The organism is Desulfosarcina sp. BuS5, assembly GCF_028752835.1.
GTDB lineage: Bacteria > Desulfobacterota > Desulfobacteria > Desulfobacterales > BuS5 > BuS5.
Genome location: NZ_CP087952.1, coordinates 3,998,002 through 4,017,440, shown reverse-complemented (window position 1 = coordinate 4,017,440; position 19,439 = coordinate 3,998,002). Strand labels below are relative to the sequence as shown.

Here is a 19,439-nt window from a genome sequence, read left to right as displayed (position 1 = left end):
TGTAGAGATCTTCTATAGCTCGAAGAAATTCAAGAGGCTTTTCTATTAACTGATCTATAATATTTAATATCTCGGTGTACACATCAAGCATAAATCTTTGGCTTTTACTGTGTGGTTCAACAGACAAATCTCCTTCTCGTGCCAAGATAAATCCGAATCGTTGGGATAAGACACAAGGTCTTTGAAACTCGATATTGTTACCAAGTGGGTGCTCGGGAAACGGTTTGTTTCCTTCATCTCTGCAGGGCTTGCTCTGGCATTGATGTTAAGATAGTCCCACCTGACTAAAGACTAACCAGCAGGTCAGTAGCGAAGTCCACAGGTAAACCCGGTAACGGGAGTCTGGAGCTGGACGGAGCAAGATTGCAGGCTCTGTATTGAGCCCCGAAAAATGTATGGTTGTGGTCATTGTGATAATCCTGCTTGCAGGAAAAAGCCGACGCTTTGGAGACAGCGGAAGGCAGCAGTCCTGAATATGCTAAGGCAAGTATTCAGGACACCACCGGGGTCTTAGACCAGGGCATGTACTCAAAGGGGTAGCTCGGGAACTTGGGAGACCCGGATGTTTCCTTGGGTAAAAAGAACGGTAACAGGAAATCCAGCGCAAGCGAAATCCCGGCGTTGCATAGGAATGTCCCGCCTTGCAACGAGTCTGCCATTGGCAGAAACACAAACATTAAAAGATGGGCGATACAAGGTATCAGGGGAGGATAGCGAAGAGCGAACGAACCTGAGATAAACATTCGGAAGTCTTAGCAGATCATAGTACCGATGATTAAGAATTGAACTATCTTGATCGGAAAGGTGGGGAAGTGATGCCCAAGCGACCCACTGCAGGGAAGGTGAAGCAGGGTATAACGTTTTTTTGGCAGGAATTATGGGAGATACACAGATGTCACAAACCATATCAACAAAAAGCCGAGAAATTGCAAGAACGGTCGCTTGCAATTCCAGACCGATAGAATGGGGACAACCACCGGTGTTAACAGGTGGGTCATCCCTTATCAAAATCGAGCTGCTTGCTCAAAGTAATCCTGAACTGGTATTTACATCAGTAGTCCATCGGATAGACTTTGATTTACTGAAACAATCCTTTCGTAAAATTCGGAAAAGCAAATCTGCAGGAGTGGACAAGGTTACGGCAAAGGAGTATGCCGAAAATCTTGATCAAAACCTCTATAATCTGTATGAACGACTGCGGAGAGGACAGTACGTTGCGTCTCCTGTAAAGCGTATCTGGATAGACAAGGAAGGAGGGAAAAAGCGTCCAATTGGCATACCTGTACTTGAGGATAAAATTGTCCAGAAAGCAGCAGCAGCCATATTGAATGTCATATTTGACAGGAATTTTTACAATTTTTCCCATGCATTCAGAAAAGGTCGGAGCCAACACATGGCAATCAAAGATTTACGTGAGCAATGCTTGAAGCAGAATATCAGCTGGATAGTAAGCGCAGATATTACAGGACTATTTGACATGGGGTGTCCAAAAACTCAGTTTTGTGGCTACTTTTTTTGCTCAACTTTTGGCCCTATCATGAGTGCGATTAATATCTTGGCACATTGTTGGGGTCATGAAATGCAGCATTAAAATTATCTTCCCCAACCAAATCCCGGCATTCTTTGCACTCCTGCCATATCCCTGAATGGCTGTTATTGTAATGAAAATGGCAGAGACCCTCGTGCTCGTGATGATATTGGCAATAATCTCCACCTTTTATAGATGCAAAAGAAGTGTCACAGCAAATCCATTGGTCACAACATTTTGTTTTTATTAAAGGAACAGAATCGTTTCCACAAAAGCTACAATGTTTGCCAGGGATTATTTTTGCTTGCAATCTATCATATGTCATTCAGGCACCTTCAATATTTTCAGTAAAATTTGCGTAGACCATAACAAAATGCCGTCAATAATTCAAAATTGCTGATTGAAAAAAATTATTATTCCCTATATATTCAAATATTTTAACCAAAAAGATGGTTATTGCTATGAGTAAAGTTTCAAAATTAAAAAAAGTAGAACTGCCTGGAAAGACAAAGCAGTTGATCGTACTCGTATAATTAAGTATCAGAAAGCTGAGCTGAAACGTACTAAAAATGAACGAAATAAATACAAGTCTGAACTCCGGAAAAATAGACAAGAATTAGAACAAGAACGTAAAAAGAACACATTGTCGGTTAATAGTAAGGAGGAATTGATTTTTATTTCTTTACGCCTATTTTTGGTCGGACACGTTGGATTCAGAGCAATATCAAGAATGTTTGGCATTTTACAAGCATACCTTGGGATAACCAAAATACCGTGCCCTCAAACGATCATTAACTGGGTCACCAGATATTCACTATCAAAAATCTGGAACTATAAAGGGCTTTCTTCTGTTTCTTTTGATATGGATAAGATTGTAAATGGTGCTATTTGGATGATAGATACCTCAATAGCATTGGGAGCTGGTAAAATTCTTGCTATTTTGGAGCTTAGAACTGATCATTTTAAAAATCATGAAGGTGCTCCAACTCTTGAAAACATCAATTGTGTAGCAATTTCAGTGGCGAAATCATGGACTGGAGAATCCATTGCAAATTTTTTACAAAAGGTGATTCTCATCACCGGAAAACCTGCTGCATATTTGAAAGACGGAGGAATGGACCTCATGAAAGGTGTCAGACTCCTAAATGAAAGAGGATTTTCAAGTTTCTCCATTGATGATATTTCTCATGTTGTTGCCAATCTATTAAAAAAAGAATATACAAAACATCCTTCGTATGACTGTTTTATCTCTGCTTGCGGACAAGCCTCAAAAAAATTTAAGCAAACAGTACTTGCATTTTTTGCACCCCCAAAGGTTTCGACAAAAGCTCGATTCATGAATATTCATCGAATGGTGAAATGGGCTGAAATGGTTCTTAAGCACTCACCACGGGGGCGAGTTTCAAAGGACTCTGTAGTTTCAAAACTTAGGAATTATCTTGGTAAACTTCCTGAATATAAACAGTTTATCAAGCGATTTCTTCGTGATGCATCTCCTCTTTTAAAAAGCCAGGAAATTCTTAAAGCTCAAGGCTTGAATATGAAAACCTACAAAGAGTGCAAAGAACTTTTAAAAAATATCCCTCAAAGCTCTCAAGTACGTATCGGTTTTATTACCTGGATGGAAAAACAATTAATAGTCGCTGAATCATTGGGCATGGGCAATACTGGAATGCCTATTTGTTCTGATAATATTGAATCCCTGTTTGGACTTGGTAAAACACATGGTACAGGAGAAGTAAAAGATGCAAACCGAATTGCACTTCGTTTACCGGCTTTTTGCGGATCTGTGAATAGAGAATCCGTTCGGATGGCAATGGGCGTTACAGTAAAGGAACAACAGGAAGTTGAAAATAAGTTGTTGTCTTTAACTCGGCAGCGCCGAAAAATTTTACCAACCCCCGGAAGCCTTACAGATAGTTTGTCAACTGAGTTTGACTGTGGTTTAACTCTTCTACCGGTGCCAAAAAATGATGAAAAATCAAAAGATGTAACTGATATTACAGCAAATTTTGAACAATTAGGTGGGCCCGTAAATAAGTTTACAAAACAACCTTATGCGCCCAATAATGCTGAATATAATAACCGTGCCGCAGCTTAATAAGCATTTGTTTGACCACATTCAAATATAAATAATGGGTATTATCAACATGTTAATGCTTTGTTTATAAATGGAGCAAATTGACATACATAACTTATATTCTGAAGGGGGGGCCAAATCCTGAGCAAGCTAATTATGGGGATTTAGACACCCCATATTTGACAATATTAATCACGAGTTACTTAAAGACATGATACGTCGGAGAGTAAGTGACGGCGGAATGATTCGCCTGATAGGGAAGTGGTTGAATGCAGGCGTAATGGAGGAAGGCAACCTGACGTACTCTGAAACGGGCACTCCACAGGGAGGAGTAATTTCCCCTGTGCTCAGTAATATCTTTCTTCATTATGTTTTAGATGACTGGTACGTGAAAGAAGTGATCCCCCGGATGAAAGGGAGATGCTCCATCATACGCTGGGCGGATGATTTCATCCTCGGGTTCGAGTATGAAAAAGACGCATTGCGTGTCATGGATGTATTACCCAGGCGGTTCGAACAGTTCGAGCTGTCACTTCACCCGGAAAAGACAAAACTGATTCGATTTTCCAAACGCATTAGCGGAAAGGGAAACGGGACGTTTGATTTTTTAGGGTTTACATTTTACTGGTCAAAATCATTAAAAGGGTACATGGTAATAAAGAAAAAGACGGCAAGAAAGCGTTCAAGCCGTTTTATGAAGAGAATATGGATATGGTGCAAGGATAACCGTCATAAGCCAATGGCCGAGCAGTATGAGATTCTTTGCAGTAAACTGCGAGGTTTTTACCAGTACTTTGGAGTAATAAGTAACTACAAAGTGCTGGAAGTTGTGTTTGAATATACTGAGAAAGCATGGCGTCGATGGTTAAGCCGAAGAAGTCACAAGGGCGAAGTAATGTTCGAGGACTTGCGCACAACATACCCACTGCCATTACCCAGAATAGTCCATAATATTTGATGCCGTAAGGGCTGCAAAGTTATACGCCAAACGGGGTGTCGCCTGTTTGGTTGATAATCCGGTAAAAAGGATTTGAACCGAGGAACCGTATGAGGGAAATCTTCACGTACGGGTCTGTAGGGGGGGCGTCGGGTAACCGATGCTCCTACCTGGAAAGTAGGCTGTTAAAGTAGTTTGCATCTCTCTCAAGCGGTGTAAGCTTATTTTGGCCTTTTGATTTAATATAAAATCTTTTGTAGTACTCCTTGTCGCGCTCATCAGAAAGATTTTCTATTATTGCGTTGATAAACATTATTATTGTCGTGATTCTTTGTTGTCCATCAACTATATTGTAGACATCTTTATCGCGTGTCCTCGCTAAAACAACTGTCCCAATATAATGTGTAGAGTTGGTCTCATAGGCCTCTTGTATGTCTTCATACAATTCTCTTACATTTTGTTTTTCCCACGCATAACTACGCTGATACTTGGGCACATGAAGAATTTTTCTAGTAAAAAATTGATTAAGGGATTGCTGATTAGACATTTTACACCTCGTTAATTTTTGTTCTTACACACAACGCCGGCTGTTGAGCCGCGAGAATCGCAGGCACTAAATGAAAAAGGCGGTTTTTTTTCATTCAGTGTCGAGAATCGCAGTCGGCTCGAACGCCCTTGATAGGTGGAGCGTGAGCGGAACCTGTCAAGGACGTTCGAGGAACTCGACAGCCGGCGATAAGTTGACCGTGTGCGTAGCGTAGCGGAGCTCACGGTCAACTTATCGGTTGCGTTCAGCCGCTTGGCGGGTTCGGCGCGAGCACATCCGCCTGCAAACCGACCCCAATGCGGGTGAGGAAACTCGAAAAGCGCGCCGATTAGCCAAGTCGGCTGCAACGCGTTGTTAGCGCGGCCCTTTACTTTTGCCCAACGAACCCGCTCCCAAGGCGCATTCCCCTCCACGTTCTCTCGACCTGTCGACAAATCCGCTTCCCGCTTCAACTGATTGCTTCACCAACATACTTTCGCTCACGAAACAAGCAAAAGTTATCCGCTCCTCGCTCGCGTTTCACCTTCGCCCCGCCGACGGTCTGATTCGCGTGTGTTCCTTCGACTGCCCCGAAGGATAGCTTTTGCGCTTTCACCATGCGAGCACGCTAACTCCCCATTCCAACTCACCACTTCTACCATCAGTAGCTTTCGCCGAGCGTCGATTACCACCTCTCCCCGCCTGAGACTAGCAAAAGGCATCCGTAGTCCGCGAAGGATGTCTTTTGCGGCTCTCACGAAACCCCTCCCGAACCACTGCAAGTTTCCCTCTCTCCCAGGCAGGGACGAAGCATACCTCCTAAACTGTCAAACGGCTTCGTTTGTCGCACTCACTGATCGCTACAGACTCCGCCACGTCCAATTGATTGACGCTCCTACATCTGCTGGATCTGCCCAAGGTCCTGCTCTAACCAATCCAGAGCTTCCTGATCCATTGTGCCTTCGTCCACGAACGACTTGGCTCTGGCAATCGCTTCCTCCATAAAAAACACGGATTCATCCTTGCGTCCCATCTTCTGATAGGTGAGCGCCAGACCGTGATACCCATTATGGTGTTTAGGCTGCGACATCACCAACTCTTTGAACTTCAGCTCGGCTGCTTCTAGCTTTGCGTTCCTCAGCAACGTCATTCCTTTGTTGTACCACTCAAAATCCTGGTTCTCGTATGGCTTGATGTACGCTATCTCTTTTCTAATTTGTTCCAGGTAGTCTGCGCCCATTTGCTCTCCTCGATTGTCTACTCCTCACAGGTATACTCCCGATTACTTTGGCCGCGCTAACGTCGCAAATCACCGGCTGCCAAAAGCTGCATAGCGAGGAACGAGCGGCGCAGCTTTTGGCAGTCCGAGTGCATTTGCCTTGTTATAAGGTTTATTTTTTGTTTGCTTCTTCTTGTCTTATTTTAGCTTGTATTCTATTGCCTTTAATAATTGCTATGGCTAAGATTGGCCCATAAGGAATCCATAAATAAAACCTGTATGGACTGGGTAGAAGAAACATCAAAACTAAAAACAATATTATTCCACTCCATCCAATAATACATGCTTTGATCATGAACGATTTCTCTTTTGGTCCATTTGTATTTTTTATACTAAAATATGTGCCAACTAATCCACCGATACATCCCAAAACTCCACCCAATATGCCACCGATGATTCCCCATTGAGATCCTTGCATTATTTTATTTTCTCCTTATAACGCCGGCTGTTGAGCCGCGAGAATCGCAGGCACTGAATGAAAAAGGCGGTTTTTTTTCATTCAGTGTCGAGAATCGCAGTCGGCTCGAACGCCCTTGATAGGTGGAGCGTGAGCGGAACCTGTCAAGGACGTTCGAGGAACTCGACAGCCGGCGATAAGTTGACCGTGTGCGTAGCGTAGCGGAGCTCACGGTCAACTTATCGCTACGGCTCAGGGGCGGCAAACATGCGATGCAACCAACTTGAAAATACAACCAGACTTTTTGCAGGGCACTGACTTTGAAAAACCGCCGCGCTGTTTGCCGTCCCCTGCAGCCGATTGTTGGCTGGTGATTTCAGCGGTATTCATCGAAAAATGAGTTATCCACTTCATAGGTGACCTTTCGCATTAACCCAAGCTGGCGTTGCTCGAAAAGCTCAACAAGTTTGTCACCATCGACAAGTTCAATAGGGGGAGTTCCCTCCCTAACAGCCTCTGCCTTAGCCTCGCTTGTAAACCTGCCAGTTGTGATAAAGATACCTTTTTCTGCTCGCCCCTGCATAGCTCCGCGAAAATCCCTTACATAAGAAACGGAAACGGCGTCTTTGTAACGTTTGCATTGGAAAATGACTTTGACACTGACCAGGGGATTGATTTCAAGAATACCCTCACCATCAATGCCTCCGTCTCCAGACCTGCCACTGACGATCACTTTCTTGAATCCAGAGGACCGAAGAAGGCGTTGACATAATCTTTCAAACCCTTGAGGTGGCAGAGAACGCAGAAGTTCTAATAGCTCGACTGCGTAAGGTTGCTTTTCGGCGGTTTCCTCTAAATCCACATGTTTTTCGGTCTTCTCCTTCACTTTCTTAGTGACAAAGCCTCTGTGGATTTTTTTAAATATCAAGAGTACGTCCTTCTCGTTTAACTCCTTGGACAGGCCATCTTCTGTTAAACTCAAGACATCTGGATCAGAGACATCAAGCAACCCCGACCGAACAAGATATATCTTGCTCCAAGTGATTTGATTATCAATACGATACATGCCATTCTTCAGTTTCTCCTCAAGTTTGTCCTCTGTAATCTTCATTATTTCGATTAACTTGTCTTTCAGCTCCGACGGTGTCGCAGAACCGCCAAGTTCGCGAAGTGCTTGCAAAATAGGGAGGAAAAATTGGACATGCATCGGTAACGCTTCATATTTCTTCATATAGACCACCTTTATTTAATCAAAGCTCTTTCTTGACCAGCCAACGCGGCTGTTGAGCCGCGAGAATCGCAAGCACTGGCTGAAAAAGGCAATTTTTTTTCAGCCAGTGCTGAGAATCGCAGTCGGCTCCAACGTCCTTGATAGGTGGAGCGTGAGCGGGAACCTATCAAGGACGTTGGAGGAACTCGACAGCCGCGATAAGTGGACCGTGTGCGTAGCGCAGCGGAGCTCACGGTCCACTTATCGGCAAGGATGAGCTGACACAAAAGCCGCCCTAAGTCTTTGATTTTATCTAAATCGGCTCGGCTTTTGTGGTCAGCTCCATCCTTTGGTTATACCAAATCAAGTATTATAAAAATCAGATACTTTATGCCTGAAATGATTGATGCGATTATTATTGAATAAGCCAACAAGTTCATGTATATGATCCAATTTGGAATAACCTCTAAAGGAACATTTTTGAGCCAATCAGTTCTTTTATCGATATCTAAATCAGGAACATATTGTTTTATAAAGTTTAAAATTGATTTCGTAAACATACTATATAAAACCAAACCCAAAGATAGTAGACTAGCAAAGCAAGACCATTTAGGTAAATGATTATTCTGAGCTAAAAATTCTCCAAAACAGAAAAAGAAAATCGAACCTAACGAAATTAAAAAATATATAAGTGGTTTTGGTAACATTCGTTATTATTTTTTGTTGTAATGGTATAACGCCGGCTGTTGAGCCGCGAGAATCGCAGGCACTGAATGAAAAAGGCGGTTTTTTTTCATTCAGTGTCGAGAATCGCAGTCGGCTCGAACGCCCTTGATAGGTGGAGCGTGAGCGGAACCTGTCAAGGACGTTCGAGGAACTCGACAGCCGGCGATAAGTTGACCGTGTGCGTAGCGTAGCGGAGCTCACGGTCAACTTATCGCTAAGCTGAGGTGCTGGGCAGGATAATCCGACAGCTTTGATTAAATTGTAAAATCCCGTTAAAAAATTGCCTTTCAAAAATGCCGAGCTCCTGCCCAGTCCCCTCCAGCGTTTTGTTCTGACCTCAAGGCTTCCCAAAAAACGATAAAAAACAAGCACATCCTCGGATTGAGAAATAAGCTCAAAGCTTGATTCAAAATCCGATAGGAGAGCCACCCTTTATGAGAGAACCTGCATTTTCAATAAAAAATGCGGAACTGCGAACCACCCTAAAGAAAACAATTTCCCATAATCAAATTAATTTCCAAAACTGCAAACCACCCTGGAACACGATTCAGTTTCTTTGAAATGAAATTTCCAGAAAAAGAAAAATACACAACCTCCAAAGAGAAACAAAAATCAAAGGCAAAAAAAAGAACTCCGGCAACCCTTCCCCAAAACCACCTGTCAGCAACGCAAGAGTCAGAACGCTAAGCTGAGGGGCTGGGCAGAGCCAACCCGACAGCATTGATTAAATTATAAAATCCCGTTAAAAAATTGCCTTCCGAAAATGCGGAGACCCTGCCCAGTCCCTTCCAGCGTATTGTTCTGACCTCAAGGCTTCCCAAAAAACGATAAAAAACAAGCACATCCTCGGATTAAGAAATAAGCTCAAAGCTTGATTCAAATTCCAATAGGAGAGCCACCCTTTATGAGAAAACCTGCATTTTCAAGAAAAAATTCGGAACTGAGAACCACCCTAAAGGAAATAATTTTCATAGTCAAATTAATTTTCGGAACTGCAAACCACCCTGGAACACGATTCAGTTTCTTTGAAATGAAATTTCCAGAAAAAGAAAAATACACAACCTCCAAAGAAAAACAAAAATCAAAGGCAGGAAAGAACTCCGGCAACCCTTCCCCAAAACCACCTGTCAGTAACGCAAGAGTCAGAACGCTAAGCTGAGGTGCTGGGCAGAGCAACCCCAAAGCAATGATTAAATTGTAAAATTCCGTTAAAAAATTGCCTTTCCGAAATGCCGAACTCCTGCCCAGTCCCCTCCAGCGTTTTGTTCTGACCTCAAGGCTTCCCAAAAAACGATAAAAAACAAGTACATCCTCGGATTGAGAAATAAGCTCAAAGCTTGATTCAAAATCCAATAGGAGAGCCACCCTTTATAAGAGAACCTGCATTTTCAATAAAAAATGCGGAACTGCGAACCACCCTAAAGAAAACAATTTTCCATAATCAAATTAATTTCCGAAACTGCAAACCACCATGGAGCACGATTCAATTTCCTTGAACTGGAACTTCCAGAAAGAGACAAAATACACAGCCTCCAAAGAAAAACAAAAATCAAAGACAAGAAAGAACTCCGGCAACCCTTCCCCAAAACCACCTGTCAGCAACGCAAGAGTCAGAACGCTAAGCTGAGGTGCTGGGCAGAGCAACCCCAAAGCAATGATTAAATTGTAAAATTCCGTTAAAAAATTGCCTTTCCGAAATGCCGAACTCCTGCCCAGTCCCCTCCAGCGTTTTGTTCTGACCTCAAGGCTTCCCAAAAAACGATAAAAAACAAGCACATCCTCGGATTGAGAAATAAGCTCAAAGCTTGATTCAAAATCCAATAGGAGAGCCACCCTTTATGAGAGAACCTGCATTTTCAATAAAAAATGCGGAACTGCGAACCACCCTAAAGAAAACAATTTCCCATAATCAAATTAATTTCCGAAACTGCAAACCACCCTGGAACACGATTCAGTTTCTTTGAAATGAAATTTTCAGAAAAAGAAAAATACACAACCTCCAAAGAAAAACAAAAATCAAAGGCAGGAAAGAACTCCGGCAACCCTTCCCCAAAACCACCTGTCAGCAACGCAAGAGTCAGAACGCTGAGCTGAGGTGCTGGGCAGAGCAACCCCAAAGCAATGATTAAATTGTAAAATTCCGTTAAAAAATTGCCTTTCCGAAATGCCGAACTCCTGCCCAGTCCCCTCCAGCGTTTTGTTCTGACCTCAAGGCTTCCCAAAAAACGATAAAAAACAAGCACATCCTCGGATTGAGAAATAAGCTCAAAGCTTGATTCAAAATCCAATAGGAGAGCCACCCTTTATGAGAGAACCTGCATTTTCAATAAAAAATGCGGAACTGCGAACCACCCTAAAGAAAACAATTTCCCATAATCAAATTAATTTCCGAAACTGCAAACCACCATGGAGCACGATTCAATTTCCTTGAACTGGAACTTCCAGAAAAGGACAAAACACACAGCCTCCAAAGAGAAACAAAAATCAAAGGCAAAAAAAGAACTCCGGCAACCCTTCCCCAAAACCACCTGTCAGCAACGCAAGAGTCAGAACGTCTAAATGAGCTGACACAAAAGCCGCCTAATCCTTTAAATTCACGACAAATCGGCTCGGCTTTTGTGGTCAGCTCTATTTTTTGGTTGGGCTTTATCTTTCATTTTTATGGTTTGTTTGAACTGTCCTTTCTATCCGTAATGCCTCTTCCTGTGGCAGTTCGGACAGATGGCAATTGTGTTGTCTGTTGTATCTTTTCCTCCCTGTGCCAGAGGTATTATATGGTGCGTTTCAAGAAAAGGCTCACCTGTCAATTTATTGATAAAAGGTGCCGGTTCATTGCAGTCCTGACATATACCGTCCGCAACTCTTTTAGCATATTCAGAGACATAAGGATTTCTGTTAAATTTTGAAGTTGTTACATTCATGCGTACAGGTATTTTATGGCTGTCTTTTATTTTAGCCTCTATTTCGGATAAGCTTAAAGTTCTGGCTTCTCTTTCTTCTTTCACCTGCCTGTCATAAAAATCGTTTTCAGAAACAGCATAAACAGGATTTGGAATCCGTTTTGAAACGAATTCTGATAAATATCTGATAAATCCGGCAGAGTGAGCCCTGTTCATTGACGGAAGCTGAACCGTATTGTTTATTGCGTATGAAATAAAACAGCGATTTGCTTCTTCCAGGTACGGCAATATATCAATTATATTGTCATGTGTTACATGACATCCCACTGATCCGGGAACTTTGGCAAGGCAGTTAGGGACAGTCAGCAGACTGTCAGTCAAAACTTTATTTTTGCCGTTGTAACCTTTAAACTTTATTTTCAGCCTGTTGCCGTCCACTTTATCGCTTAATACATCCCTCAATACAAGGATTAAAGAATATTTTTTGAATATTTCAATGCAATATTCATGTCCGACATTCAGCCTTATGAACCCGCCGTTTTTGTCCAGATTCAGGTTCCAGTTATCCGCTCTTAACCCGTTGGAAAAAATGATTGCATTGGATAAAAATGTCAGCAGTCTTTTTTTGACCGTATAGTCGGGCAGAAATACTTCAGTAATCTTTTGAGCATCTTCAATACTTTTCCGATCTATTATCGGCATTTTCATATTCCTTTATGTAAAAGCCCAACGCCGGCTGTTGAGCCGCGAGAATCGCAGGCACTGAATGAAAAAGGCGGTTTTTTTTCATTCAGTGTCGAGAATCGCAGTCGGCTCGAACGCCCTTGATAGGTGGAGCGTGAGCGGAACCTGTCAAGGACGTTCGAGGAACTCGACAGCCGGCGATAAGTTGACCGTGTGCGTAGCGTAGCGGAGCTCACGGTCAACTTATCGCAGAGCTGAGGTGCTGGGCAGAGCAACCCGACAACTTTGATTAAATTGTAAAATTCCGTTAAAAAATTGCCTTTCCGAAATGCCGAACTCCTGCCCAGTCCCCTCCAGCGTTTTGTTCTGACCTCAAGGCTTCCCAAAAAACGATAAAAAACAAGCACATCCTCGGATTGAGAAATAAGCTCAAAGCTTGATTCAAAATCCAATAGGAGAGCCACCCTTTATGAGAGAACCTGCATTTTCAATAAAAAATGCGGAACTGCGAACCACCCTAAAGAAAACAATTTCCCATAATCAAATTAATTTCCGAAACTGCAAACCACCCTGGAACACGATTCAGTTTCTTTGAAATGAAATTTCCAGAAAAAGAAAAATACACAACCTCCAAAGAAAAACAAAAATCAAAGGCAGGAAAGAACTCCGGCAACCCTTCCCCAAAACCACCTGTCAGTAACGCAAGAGTCAGAACGCAGAGCTGAGGTGCTGGGCAGAGCAACCCCAAAGCAATGATTAAATTGTAAAATCCCGTTAAAAAATTGCCTTTCCGAAATGCCGAACTCCTGCCCAGTCCCCTCCAGCGTTTTGTTCTGACCTCAAGGCTTCCCAAAAAACGATAAAAAACAAGCACATCCTCGGATTGAGAAATAAGCTCAAAGCTTGATTCAAAATACAATAGGAGAGCCACCCTTTATGAGAGAACCTGCATTTTCAATAAAAAATGCGGAACTGCGAACCACCCTAAAGAAAACAATTTCCCATAATCAAATTAATTTCCGAAACTGCAAACCACCCTAAAGAAAACAATTTCCCATAATCAAATTAATTTCCGAAACTGCAAACCACCCTAAAGAAAACAATTTCCCATAATCAAATTAATTTCCGAAACTGCAAACCACCCTGGAACACGATTCAGTTTCTTTGAAATGAAATTTCCAGAAAGGGACAAAATACACAGCCTCCAAAGAAAAACAAAAATCAAAGGTAGGAAGGAACTCCGGCAACCCTTCCCCAAAACCACCTGTCAGCAACGCAAGAGTCAGAACGCCGGCTGTTGAGCCGCGAGAATCGCAGGCACTGAATGAAAAAGGCGGTTTTTTTTCATTCAGTGTCGAGAATCGCAGTCGGCTCGAACGCCCTTGATAGGTGGAGCGTGAGCGGAACCTGTCAAGGACGTTCGAGGAACTCGACAGCCGGCGATAAGTTGACCGTGTGCGTAGCGTAGCGGAGCTCACGGTCAACTTATCGTTTGGGTAACGGGCAGCAAGGGTTTCCAAAAAAGTTGATTGAAAGCACATCATTTAAAAGTTTTTCAATCTTTAAAAAGAAGGAGACCCTTGCTGTCCAGTTCACCCGCTGGTTATAAAATGTTCACAGTTTATGCTTGATGGATTGCATACTCATCCAGAAGACGACGAATCATTTTTTGATATTGTGTGTTGTGTTTTTGAGCTTCCTTTTTAAAAAAATCAACGCTTGCCTTACTTAAAGCAATAGTAACTTTTATGGTTTCGTCCTTTAATGCCAGTTCTTCAGGGGATGGCAGAAAATCAGAAACAACTCTGACGTTACCCATTGGTTCATCAGTGTATTTTATTTTCTTTTTCATAGATTTTTCTTCCTTTCCGCCAATATCCAGCGCCAAAAATTCTAATTTTATTTGAACGGTATGTGAACCTTACAGTCAAAATGCCGTCAGAAATTTTGCCCAAACAATAGTATCTTTTTTCATCAACGCTATGTTCTAAATCTTCTAAAATAATACGCTTGTGGTCTAAAAAGGCTAATTGAGCAAATGCGAATGACACGTTATGTTTCTTTTGGTTGATTTTATCTTTATTCTCGTCCCATTCAAAATCGGCTTTGTTTTTCATAAAAAAATTATAATGCTATATTTAGGTGGTGTCAATATATTTATATGGCTTATTGTATGGCGAATTTTATAACGCCGGCTGTTGAGCCGCGAGAATCGCAGGCACTGAATGAAAAAGGCGGTTTTTTTTCATTCAGTGTCGAGAATCGCAGTCGGCTCGAACGCCCTTGATAGGTGGAGCGTGAGCGGAACCTGTCAAGGACGTTCGAGGAACTCGACAGCCGGCGATAAGTTGACCGTGTGCGTAGCGTAGCGGAGCTCACGGTCAACTTATCGCTGCGGCTCAGGGGCGGCAAACATGCGGGGCAACTAACCCTGAATTACCACCAGGCTTTATGCGGGGCAGAGACTTAGAAAAACCGCCGCGTTGTTTGCCGTCCCTTGCAGCCGATTGTTATGCAAAAATATTATTCCAGTCTCACATCATCAACATAAACCCTCTGTTGATCGCCAAACCCATCAAGACGTTGATCAAAATATATTCTGATTTTTTGACCGCGATATGCAGATATGTCTACTGATTCTTCACGCCAGCTTCCAGTATTCCAGTATGGCCCATAATTAGTACCAGGCTTGCCACCATGATTAACTATAGTAATCAAGGTGTTTCCATTTGTATCCTTAATATATGCGTCAAACCAATCCCAAACAGCAGTATCATAAGTCTCAAGCCACCAATTAAACTTCAGATAGGTTACGTTATCAGGTACTACAAAATCCTGATAAAACCATTCGTAACCGTATGGCTCGGCAGTTGGATCATAACCATGAAAACTAGTGTCCCAACGCCCCAATGATGCCGCCTCACTGCCATTATGAACGTGAGCACCTAATATTTTTTGCCAGACTTGACCATTTTCACCACCATGTACCCAGCCTGTCCAATCGCCTGTTTCAAAATCACCATTTATAAGGCCTCCTTCAAAGAAAACAAAGTCTTCCCATCCAGGCGCTGTTTTGAGTTCAAGCTTTGCTCCTTCCCCACCTATACAAAATCCAAATGGACACCATCCATCAATTTTGTCACCAACTGCATCATAAGCCTCCTTAGCAGAAAGAAGGTCATCATTCTCATCAGTCGGAACCATTTTATTTATGACTTCTTTAAATTTATCGTAATCGAAAGAAGGTTCTACTGTTTTGGTAAAGCCAAAAGCTACTTTAGCACCTTTGGAACGTAGAGCATCCCACATAGACGAGTCTTTTAGTGTATCGCACGCTCCAAGCCAAAAAAAAGTGTTCTTCATCGGTTTTGCTCTCTTTGTTATATATGAAGGTAAAAAAGCATAAACTTTTTTATCAGTTGTAATAATTCTTGGTGGACTATCATCTGTCGGCTGCAGATCTTTTTCTATTTCATCATTTGTTTGAGTAGTAGGCGTCCCTGTCGCTATCGCAACATATTTATGCCCTTTTATGGTTATGTATCCTCCGTGGCCGTTTAAAATTACGGTGCCAAAATCACCCCATGATTTAACATTTTCTAAAGATGCTGCCGAATCTTTAGTTATAGCCGGTGAATTCAAAGTGAATTCCATAAACACACTATTTGCAAAACGATTCTTTGCATAATTTGGTATTTCTGTTTTAGGTGCACTATAGAATGGAGCAAAAATTAGTAAGTTATCATTTCCTGGATATTTGGCGTTACTGGGTAGTTCATTTGGTGGGATAGCGTTTCCCGCCCCCTCAGAAGGAACGTCAGGATCTTCCAATGTAATCATTCCCCAAGTTCCATCCGTAAATTGAACAGAAATAGTATTGCCTGAGAGCGTTGCATCAGATACATATGGATCATTTAAAACGTCCTCAAGTGCTTTTTGTTTGGCATCCTCCGGGGTCATTGTCGTCAAGTATGAGTTAAAATTTTGTTTTACATTGTTTAAAGTATTGGCATGCTCTGCAGGAGCATCTGGTGCTAAGTGTTCAAAAATATTTATTTTCATAACAGGACTCAAGTACCTATTTCTATCCCTTCTATATGCGGCAGTAACTCTAACATAGATAGTAGATTTAACAGGTTCGTTCACGGTAAATTGCATGGTGAAGATGGTATCAGCTTCAATAGCATCTCCATGAGTACCATCATCATACATCTGTCCTAAAAAAGCAATCGGCTTACCATCCGCGGTAGTCTTATATGCTCGAACCGAAGAAATATATAAATTTTCTGAGCCTATTTCAGCTGTGACAGTTACTGTGGTAGGTTCATTGACAAATGCTTCATCAGGGGTCACTTTTGCATTAAACACCCCTTTATCGGCAAATGCTGAGCCAACAAAGATAACAACTAGAAATATTGCAAGAAAAAATCTTCTAAAATTTGTTCCTTTCATCATCAACCTCCATCAAATATATTGCCGAGATGAGCGGTCCGACGCATAATGAGGAGAGACGCAGTCTCGCCCGGTTGTTATGCGTTGGACGCTCAATCGATTTGTTCTGGCGGTGCGAATCAGCGCGCCGCCAGGGCAAATCGATAAGCACCGCTCATCTCGGCATTCCGGCGGCGCGCAGCGCCGCCGGAATATGAATTATGATTCCTTCGAGCTTAATTTCTTACGCCCAAAGCCTAAACCTGCTACCCCAATTAAGCCACTACCGAATAGAAACATAGTAGCTGGTTCAGGGACAGGAACATGCTGGTTAAGTTCATAATTGAGGTCGTCCATTATATAGGATCCGTCCCATTCTCCAGCAATTTGTAACTTGCTGACCCCGCTAAAATTTAAGGATATTAACTCAGAACTTCCTAGATTATCAGAATTTGGATTTATATATGTACCAATAATATCTCCTGCATCATTCCATGCAGTAAAAGTTAATTGGGAAGCATATGTAAAATGAGCAAAAATGTTTTCTGCAGGATTATCAAAAGTCAACAGTATTGGTGCCCAGTCATCACCGACAGCCACATTGCCACTACTCGGTGGATAGTCAATTTCATTGAGGGAAAAACCAGCAGTTAATGAAATCGCATTTTCAAAATGGATTCCAAGGGATGCATAAAAATCATCCACGGATGTTAAATCTGGAATATCCTCAAAATCTATTGTTATGGCCTGTGCGGGCACATAAATGGCAAAAACTAATAAAAAAACTGATAAAAGGATTGTATTAATTTTTTTCATTTTAATCTCCTCCTCTTTGCATATACGGTTTAGATAAAAAAACGGAATGAACAAAAAATTAAATATTCATAACAATCACCTCCTTTTTTTATTAGCATAACGCCGGCTGTTGAGCCGCGAGAATCGCAGGCACTGAATGAAAAAGGCGGTTTTTTTTCATTCAGTGTCGAGAATCGCAGTCGGCTCGAACGCCCTTGATAGGTGGAGCGTGAGCGGAACCTGTCAAGGACGTTCGAGGAACTCGACAGCCGGCGATAAGTTGACCGTGTGCGTAGCGCAGCGGAGCTCACGGTCAACTTATCGACAAGCTCAGCGGCGCGCTAGCGCGTCCGCTGGAGCGCCTTGTTAGCAAGTTTTAGTTCATTTATTTGCAATTTAGATTTCTTATTCCAGAGAGAATGGCGCATTGCTCTAGCAGTACGAATAAAATTTTCTTCATTCGGTTTTTCTATAAAATGCTTCAACGCTTCCAATACGTTGTCAGGAGCATATAGAATTGTTTGAAAATACTCGGCATTTAAAAAATCAACATGGTCATCATGAGTCATTTGGTTCCCTGTTCTGGGATCAATATGATTCATAAATTTCGTGTATTCATCATTCAACACAATAACCATGTGTGAAAGAATATTTTTATATCGCTCTTCATTGAGTTTATAGAGGCTGTTGTAAACTTCTTTCTTTTTATCTAACGCATATTTGATGAAATACCCAAGCACAGAACCGAGTCCGAGAGTGGTAAGAATTGTTATGATATCTTCCATGTTTCTTCTCTTGCTAACGACCGAGCTGAGGGGCTGGGCAGAGCCAACCCGACAGCGCTGATTAAATTATAAAATCCTGTTAAAAAGTTGCCTTTCCGGAATGCCGAGCTCCTGCCCAGTCCCTTCCAGCGTATTGTTAACCCCATAAACATACATACAAAATCAGCAATCGCAAAACAACGTCGGAGACGTTTAAATTCCAATTAAATTTAAACTGCTTTATGAGAACCACCCTTTATGCTTTACAGCAACTTGACTGTAGAAACTTTGAATTGGCGACCACTCTTTTTCCAGGGCGGTTGGCATTAAGACGAATTCCAATTTGCCAGTAAACAAAACAACCTCTGCCGAAAACAAAAAAGCCCATTTTTTGTCTGAACTTTCAGATGCAATTCCATTAGAACACAACGGAGCCAAGAGCGCCTGATACATCACGGGGGTTAACGTCGCTAATCAGCCGCGCTATTTTTCTGCGTCGGCTGAATTAGCCTCGTTAAGCACAGTTCTCTATTTTTATTCCTCTATTGTTAAAATATAGAACGATCTGCCCCATTAAAAGATTGAAATCAGAAATGACACCTTCAAGTCTTGTGACTTTTTGGGTATCTATTTCCACCATAATTTCTTTAGAGGGTGAAAGTAACTTATTGATAAATGAATTATGGGGAATTACTTTAACAACTATATGAAATACCTTTCCTGCTGGATATGACAGACTTTCCCCCTCATAGTCTGATATTAGTTTGTCAACCTCATCCCTATTGTCAACTATGTGGCCTAATTTCGAAAGACTACACCAGTCATACAAAAGATCAAAAACATCAGATCTCGCATCTTGACCGAAAAGGGAAAATTTCACAAATTGCTCTTTGAAGTGTGAAGGATTCTTTTTAAATTTTTTCTCCAGCCAATAAATAATTGCGTTTTCTTTTTCTTTGTTCGCCTCTGATCCAGATATAAAGCTCGAAACCTTATACACAGGAGGTTTACCCTTCAACACCTCACTCACAATTTGTGAGTAAAGAGACCTATGTAGGAAAACATGATAATTTGCTATTTTACAGTAAGGCATAGGAATAAACCATTAGTGCTTAACGACCGAGATCACTTGCCCGCCGAGCACCTACCGTTAAACTTTATAAACGGCGATGAGCTTGAAAC

General features: G+C 42.0%; 17 protein-coding genes. 4 read left to right on the top strand and 13 right to left on the bottom strand.

Features of this window, described 5'->3' with window-relative positions:
- Positions 1–877: 877 nt before the first annotated feature.
- Complete coding sequence (locus BuS5_RS19390) at positions 878–1,591, top strand: reverse transcriptase domain-containing protein (RefSeq protein WP_274427905.1); 714 nt, start codon at positions 878–880, stop codon at positions 1,589–1,591.
- Here the strand turns inward: BuS5_RS19390 and BuS5_RS19385 are convergent.
- Complete coding sequence (locus tag BuS5_RS19385) at positions 1,548–1,853, bottom strand: hypothetical protein (protein ID WP_274427721.1); 306 nt, start codon at positions 1,851–1,853, stop codon at positions 1,548–1,550. The two genes, BuS5_RS19390 and BuS5_RS19385, sit on opposite strands and share 44 nt — an antisense overlap.
- A 405-nt stretch (positions 1,854–2,258) precedes the next feature.
- Between BuS5_RS19385 and BuS5_RS19380 the strand changes: the two genes are divergently transcribed.
- Positions 2,259–3,629 (top strand): hypothetical protein, encoded by a 1,371-nt coding sequence (locus BuS5_RS19380; RefSeq protein WP_274427705.1) that lies wholly within the window; start codon positions 2,259–2,261, stop codon positions 3,627–3,629.
- A gap of 154 nt (positions 3,630–3,783) precedes the next feature.
- The gene (locus tag BuS5_RS19375) at positions 3,784–4,566 is read left to right on the top strand and encodes a reverse transcriptase domain-containing protein (protein ID WP_338000297.1); all 783 of its coding nucleotides are present in this window, start codon (positions 3,784–3,786) and stop codon (positions 4,564–4,566) included.
- 145 nt (positions 4,567–4,711) lie between these two features.
- Here BuS5_RS19375 and BuS5_RS19370 read toward each other — a convergent pair whose 3' ends face one another.
- From BuS5_RS19370 to BuS5_RS19355, 4 genes are all read right to left on the bottom strand, one after another.
- Positions 4,712–5,092 carry a DUF262 domain-containing protein gene (locus BuS5_RS19370; protein WP_274427904.1) on the bottom strand — a complete coding sequence of 127 codons (381 nt, stop codon included), beginning with the start codon at positions 5,090–5,092 and terminating at the stop codon, positions 4,712–4,714.
- A gap of 874 nt (positions 5,093–5,966) precedes the next feature.
- Positions 5,967–6,311 carry a hypothetical protein gene (locus tag BuS5_RS19365; protein WP_274427903.1) on the bottom strand — a complete coding sequence of 115 codons (345 nt, stop codon included), beginning with the start codon at positions 6,309–6,311 and terminating at the stop codon, positions 5,967–5,969.
- 151 nt (positions 6,312–6,462) lie between these two features.
- Complete coding sequence (locus BuS5_RS19360; RefSeq protein ID WP_274427902.1) at positions 6,463–6,768, bottom strand: hypothetical protein; 306 nt, start codon at positions 6,766–6,768, stop codon at positions 6,463–6,465.
- 355 nt (positions 6,769–7,123) lie between these two features.
- Positions 7,124–7,978, bottom strand: a complete 855-nt coding sequence (locus tag BuS5_RS19355; protein WP_027355184.1) for a restriction endonuclease — start codon at positions 7,976–7,978, stop codon at positions 7,124–7,126.
- Between the two features lie 1,609 nt (positions 7,979–9,587).
- Between BuS5_RS19355 and BuS5_RS19350 the strand changes: the two genes are divergently transcribed.
- The gene (locus tag BuS5_RS19350) at positions 9,588–9,842 is read left to right on the top strand and encodes a hypothetical protein (protein ID WP_274427901.1); all 255 of its coding nucleotides are present in this window, start codon (positions 9,588–9,590) and stop codon (positions 9,840–9,842) included.
- Positions 9,843–10,129: 287 nt separating this feature from the next.
- On the opposite strand, the gene BuS5_RS19345 is transcribed toward BuS5_RS19350, so the two are convergent.
- The 8 genes from BuS5_RS19345 to BuS5_RS19310 form a co-directional block, all read right to left on the bottom strand.
- Complete coding sequence (locus tag BuS5_RS19345; RefSeq protein WP_274427900.1) at positions 10,130–10,504, bottom strand: hypothetical protein; 375 nt, start codon at positions 10,502–10,504, stop codon at positions 10,130–10,132.
- A gap of 863 nt (positions 10,505–11,367) precedes the next feature.
- The gene (locus tag BuS5_RS19340; RefSeq protein ID WP_051375271.1) at positions 11,368–12,285 is read right to left on the bottom strand and encodes an HNH endonuclease; all 918 of its coding nucleotides are present in this window, start codon (positions 12,283–12,285) and stop codon (positions 11,368–11,370) included.
- A gap of 1,603 nt (positions 12,286–13,888) precedes the next feature.
- Positions 13,889–14,119 (bottom strand): CopG family transcriptional regulator, encoded by a 231-nt coding sequence (locus BuS5_RS19335; RefSeq protein ID WP_274427899.1) that lies wholly within the window; start codon positions 14,117–14,119, stop codon positions 13,889–13,891.
- On the bottom strand, positions 14,094–14,384 hold the full coding sequence (locus BuS5_RS19330) for a BrnT family toxin (RefSeq protein WP_274427898.1): 291 nt from the start codon (positions 14,382–14,384) through the stop codon (positions 14,094–14,096). Before BuS5_RS19330 ends, BuS5_RS19335 begins: the two co-directional genes overlap by 26 nt.
- Before the next feature lie 406 nt (positions 14,385–14,790).
- The gene (locus BuS5_RS19325) at positions 14,791–16,722 is read right to left on the bottom strand and encodes a hypothetical protein (RefSeq protein ID WP_157487498.1); all 1,932 of its coding nucleotides are present in this window, start codon (positions 16,720–16,722) and stop codon (positions 14,791–14,793) included.
- 195 nt (positions 16,723–16,917) lie between these two features.
- The gene (locus tag BuS5_RS19320) at positions 16,918–17,514 is read right to left on the bottom strand and encodes a PEP-CTERM sorting domain-containing protein (RefSeq protein WP_027355075.1); all 597 of its coding nucleotides are present in this window, start codon (positions 17,512–17,514) and stop codon (positions 16,918–16,920) included.
- A gap of 320 nt (positions 17,515–17,834) precedes the next feature.
- Positions 17,835–18,278 (bottom strand): hypothetical protein, encoded by a 444-nt coding sequence (locus BuS5_RS19315; RefSeq protein WP_027355068.1) that lies wholly within the window; start codon positions 18,276–18,278, stop codon positions 17,835–17,837.
- A gap of 493 nt (positions 18,279–18,771) precedes the next feature.
- Positions 18,772–19,350, bottom strand: a complete 579-nt coding sequence (locus tag BuS5_RS19310; RefSeq protein ID WP_027355071.1) for a hypothetical protein — start codon at positions 19,348–19,350, stop codon at positions 18,772–18,774.
- Positions 19,351–19,439: the final 89 nt, after the last annotated feature.

Coding starts and splice junctions, on each gene's coding strand:
- BuS5_RS19380 (WP_274427705.1), top strand. CDS start 2,259: ATGTTTGGCATTTTACAAGCATACCTTGGGATAACCAAAATACCGTGC.
- BuS5_RS19385 (WP_274427721.1), bottom strand. CDS start 1,853: ATGACATATGATAGATTGCAAGCAAAAATAATCCCTGGCAAACATTGT.
- BuS5_RS19390 (WP_274427905.1), top strand. CDS start 878: ATGGGAGATACACAGATGTCACAAACCATATCAACAAAAAGCCGAGAA.
- BuS5_RS19370 (WP_274427904.1), bottom strand. CDS start 5,092: ATGTCTAATCAGCAATCCCTTAATCAATTTTTTACTAGAAAAATTCTT.
- BuS5_RS19315 (WP_027355068.1), bottom strand. CDS start 18,278: ATGGAAGATATCATAACAATTCTTACCACTCTCGGACTCGGTTCTGTG.
- BuS5_RS19365 (WP_274427903.1), bottom strand. CDS start 6,311: ATGGGCGCAGACTACCTGGAACAAATTAGAAAAGAGATAGCGTACATC.
- BuS5_RS19310 (WP_027355071.1), bottom strand. CDS start 19,350: ATGCCTTACTGTAAAATAGCAAATTATCATGTTTTCCTACATAGGTCT.
- BuS5_RS19320 (WP_027355075.1), bottom strand. CDS start 17,514: ATGAAAAAAATTAATACAATCCTTTTATCAGTTTTTTTATTAGTTTTT.
- BuS5_RS19360 (WP_274427902.1), bottom strand. CDS start 6,768: ATGCAAGGATCTCAATGGGGAATCATCGGTGGCATATTGGGTGGAGTT.
- BuS5_RS19350 (WP_274427901.1), top strand. CDS start 9,588: ATGAGAAAACCTGCATTTTCAAGAAAAAATTCGGAACTGAGAACCACC.
- BuS5_RS19335 (WP_274427899.1), bottom strand. CDS start 14,119: ATGAAAAAGAAAATAAAATACACTGATGAACCAATGGGTAACGTCAGA.
- BuS5_RS19355 (WP_027355184.1), bottom strand. CDS start 7,978: ATGAAGAAATATGAAGCGTTACCGATGCATGTCCAATTTTTCCTCCCT.
- BuS5_RS19330 (WP_274427898.1), bottom strand. CDS start 14,384: ATGAAAAACAAAGCCGATTTTGAATGGGACGAGAATAAAGATAAAATC.
- BuS5_RS19340 (WP_051375271.1), bottom strand. CDS start 12,285: ATGCCGATAATAGATCGGAAAAGTATTGAAGATGCTCAAAAGATTACT.
- BuS5_RS19325 (WP_157487498.1), bottom strand. CDS start 16,722: ATGATGAAAGGAACAAATTTTAGAAGATTTTTTCTTGCAATATTTCTA.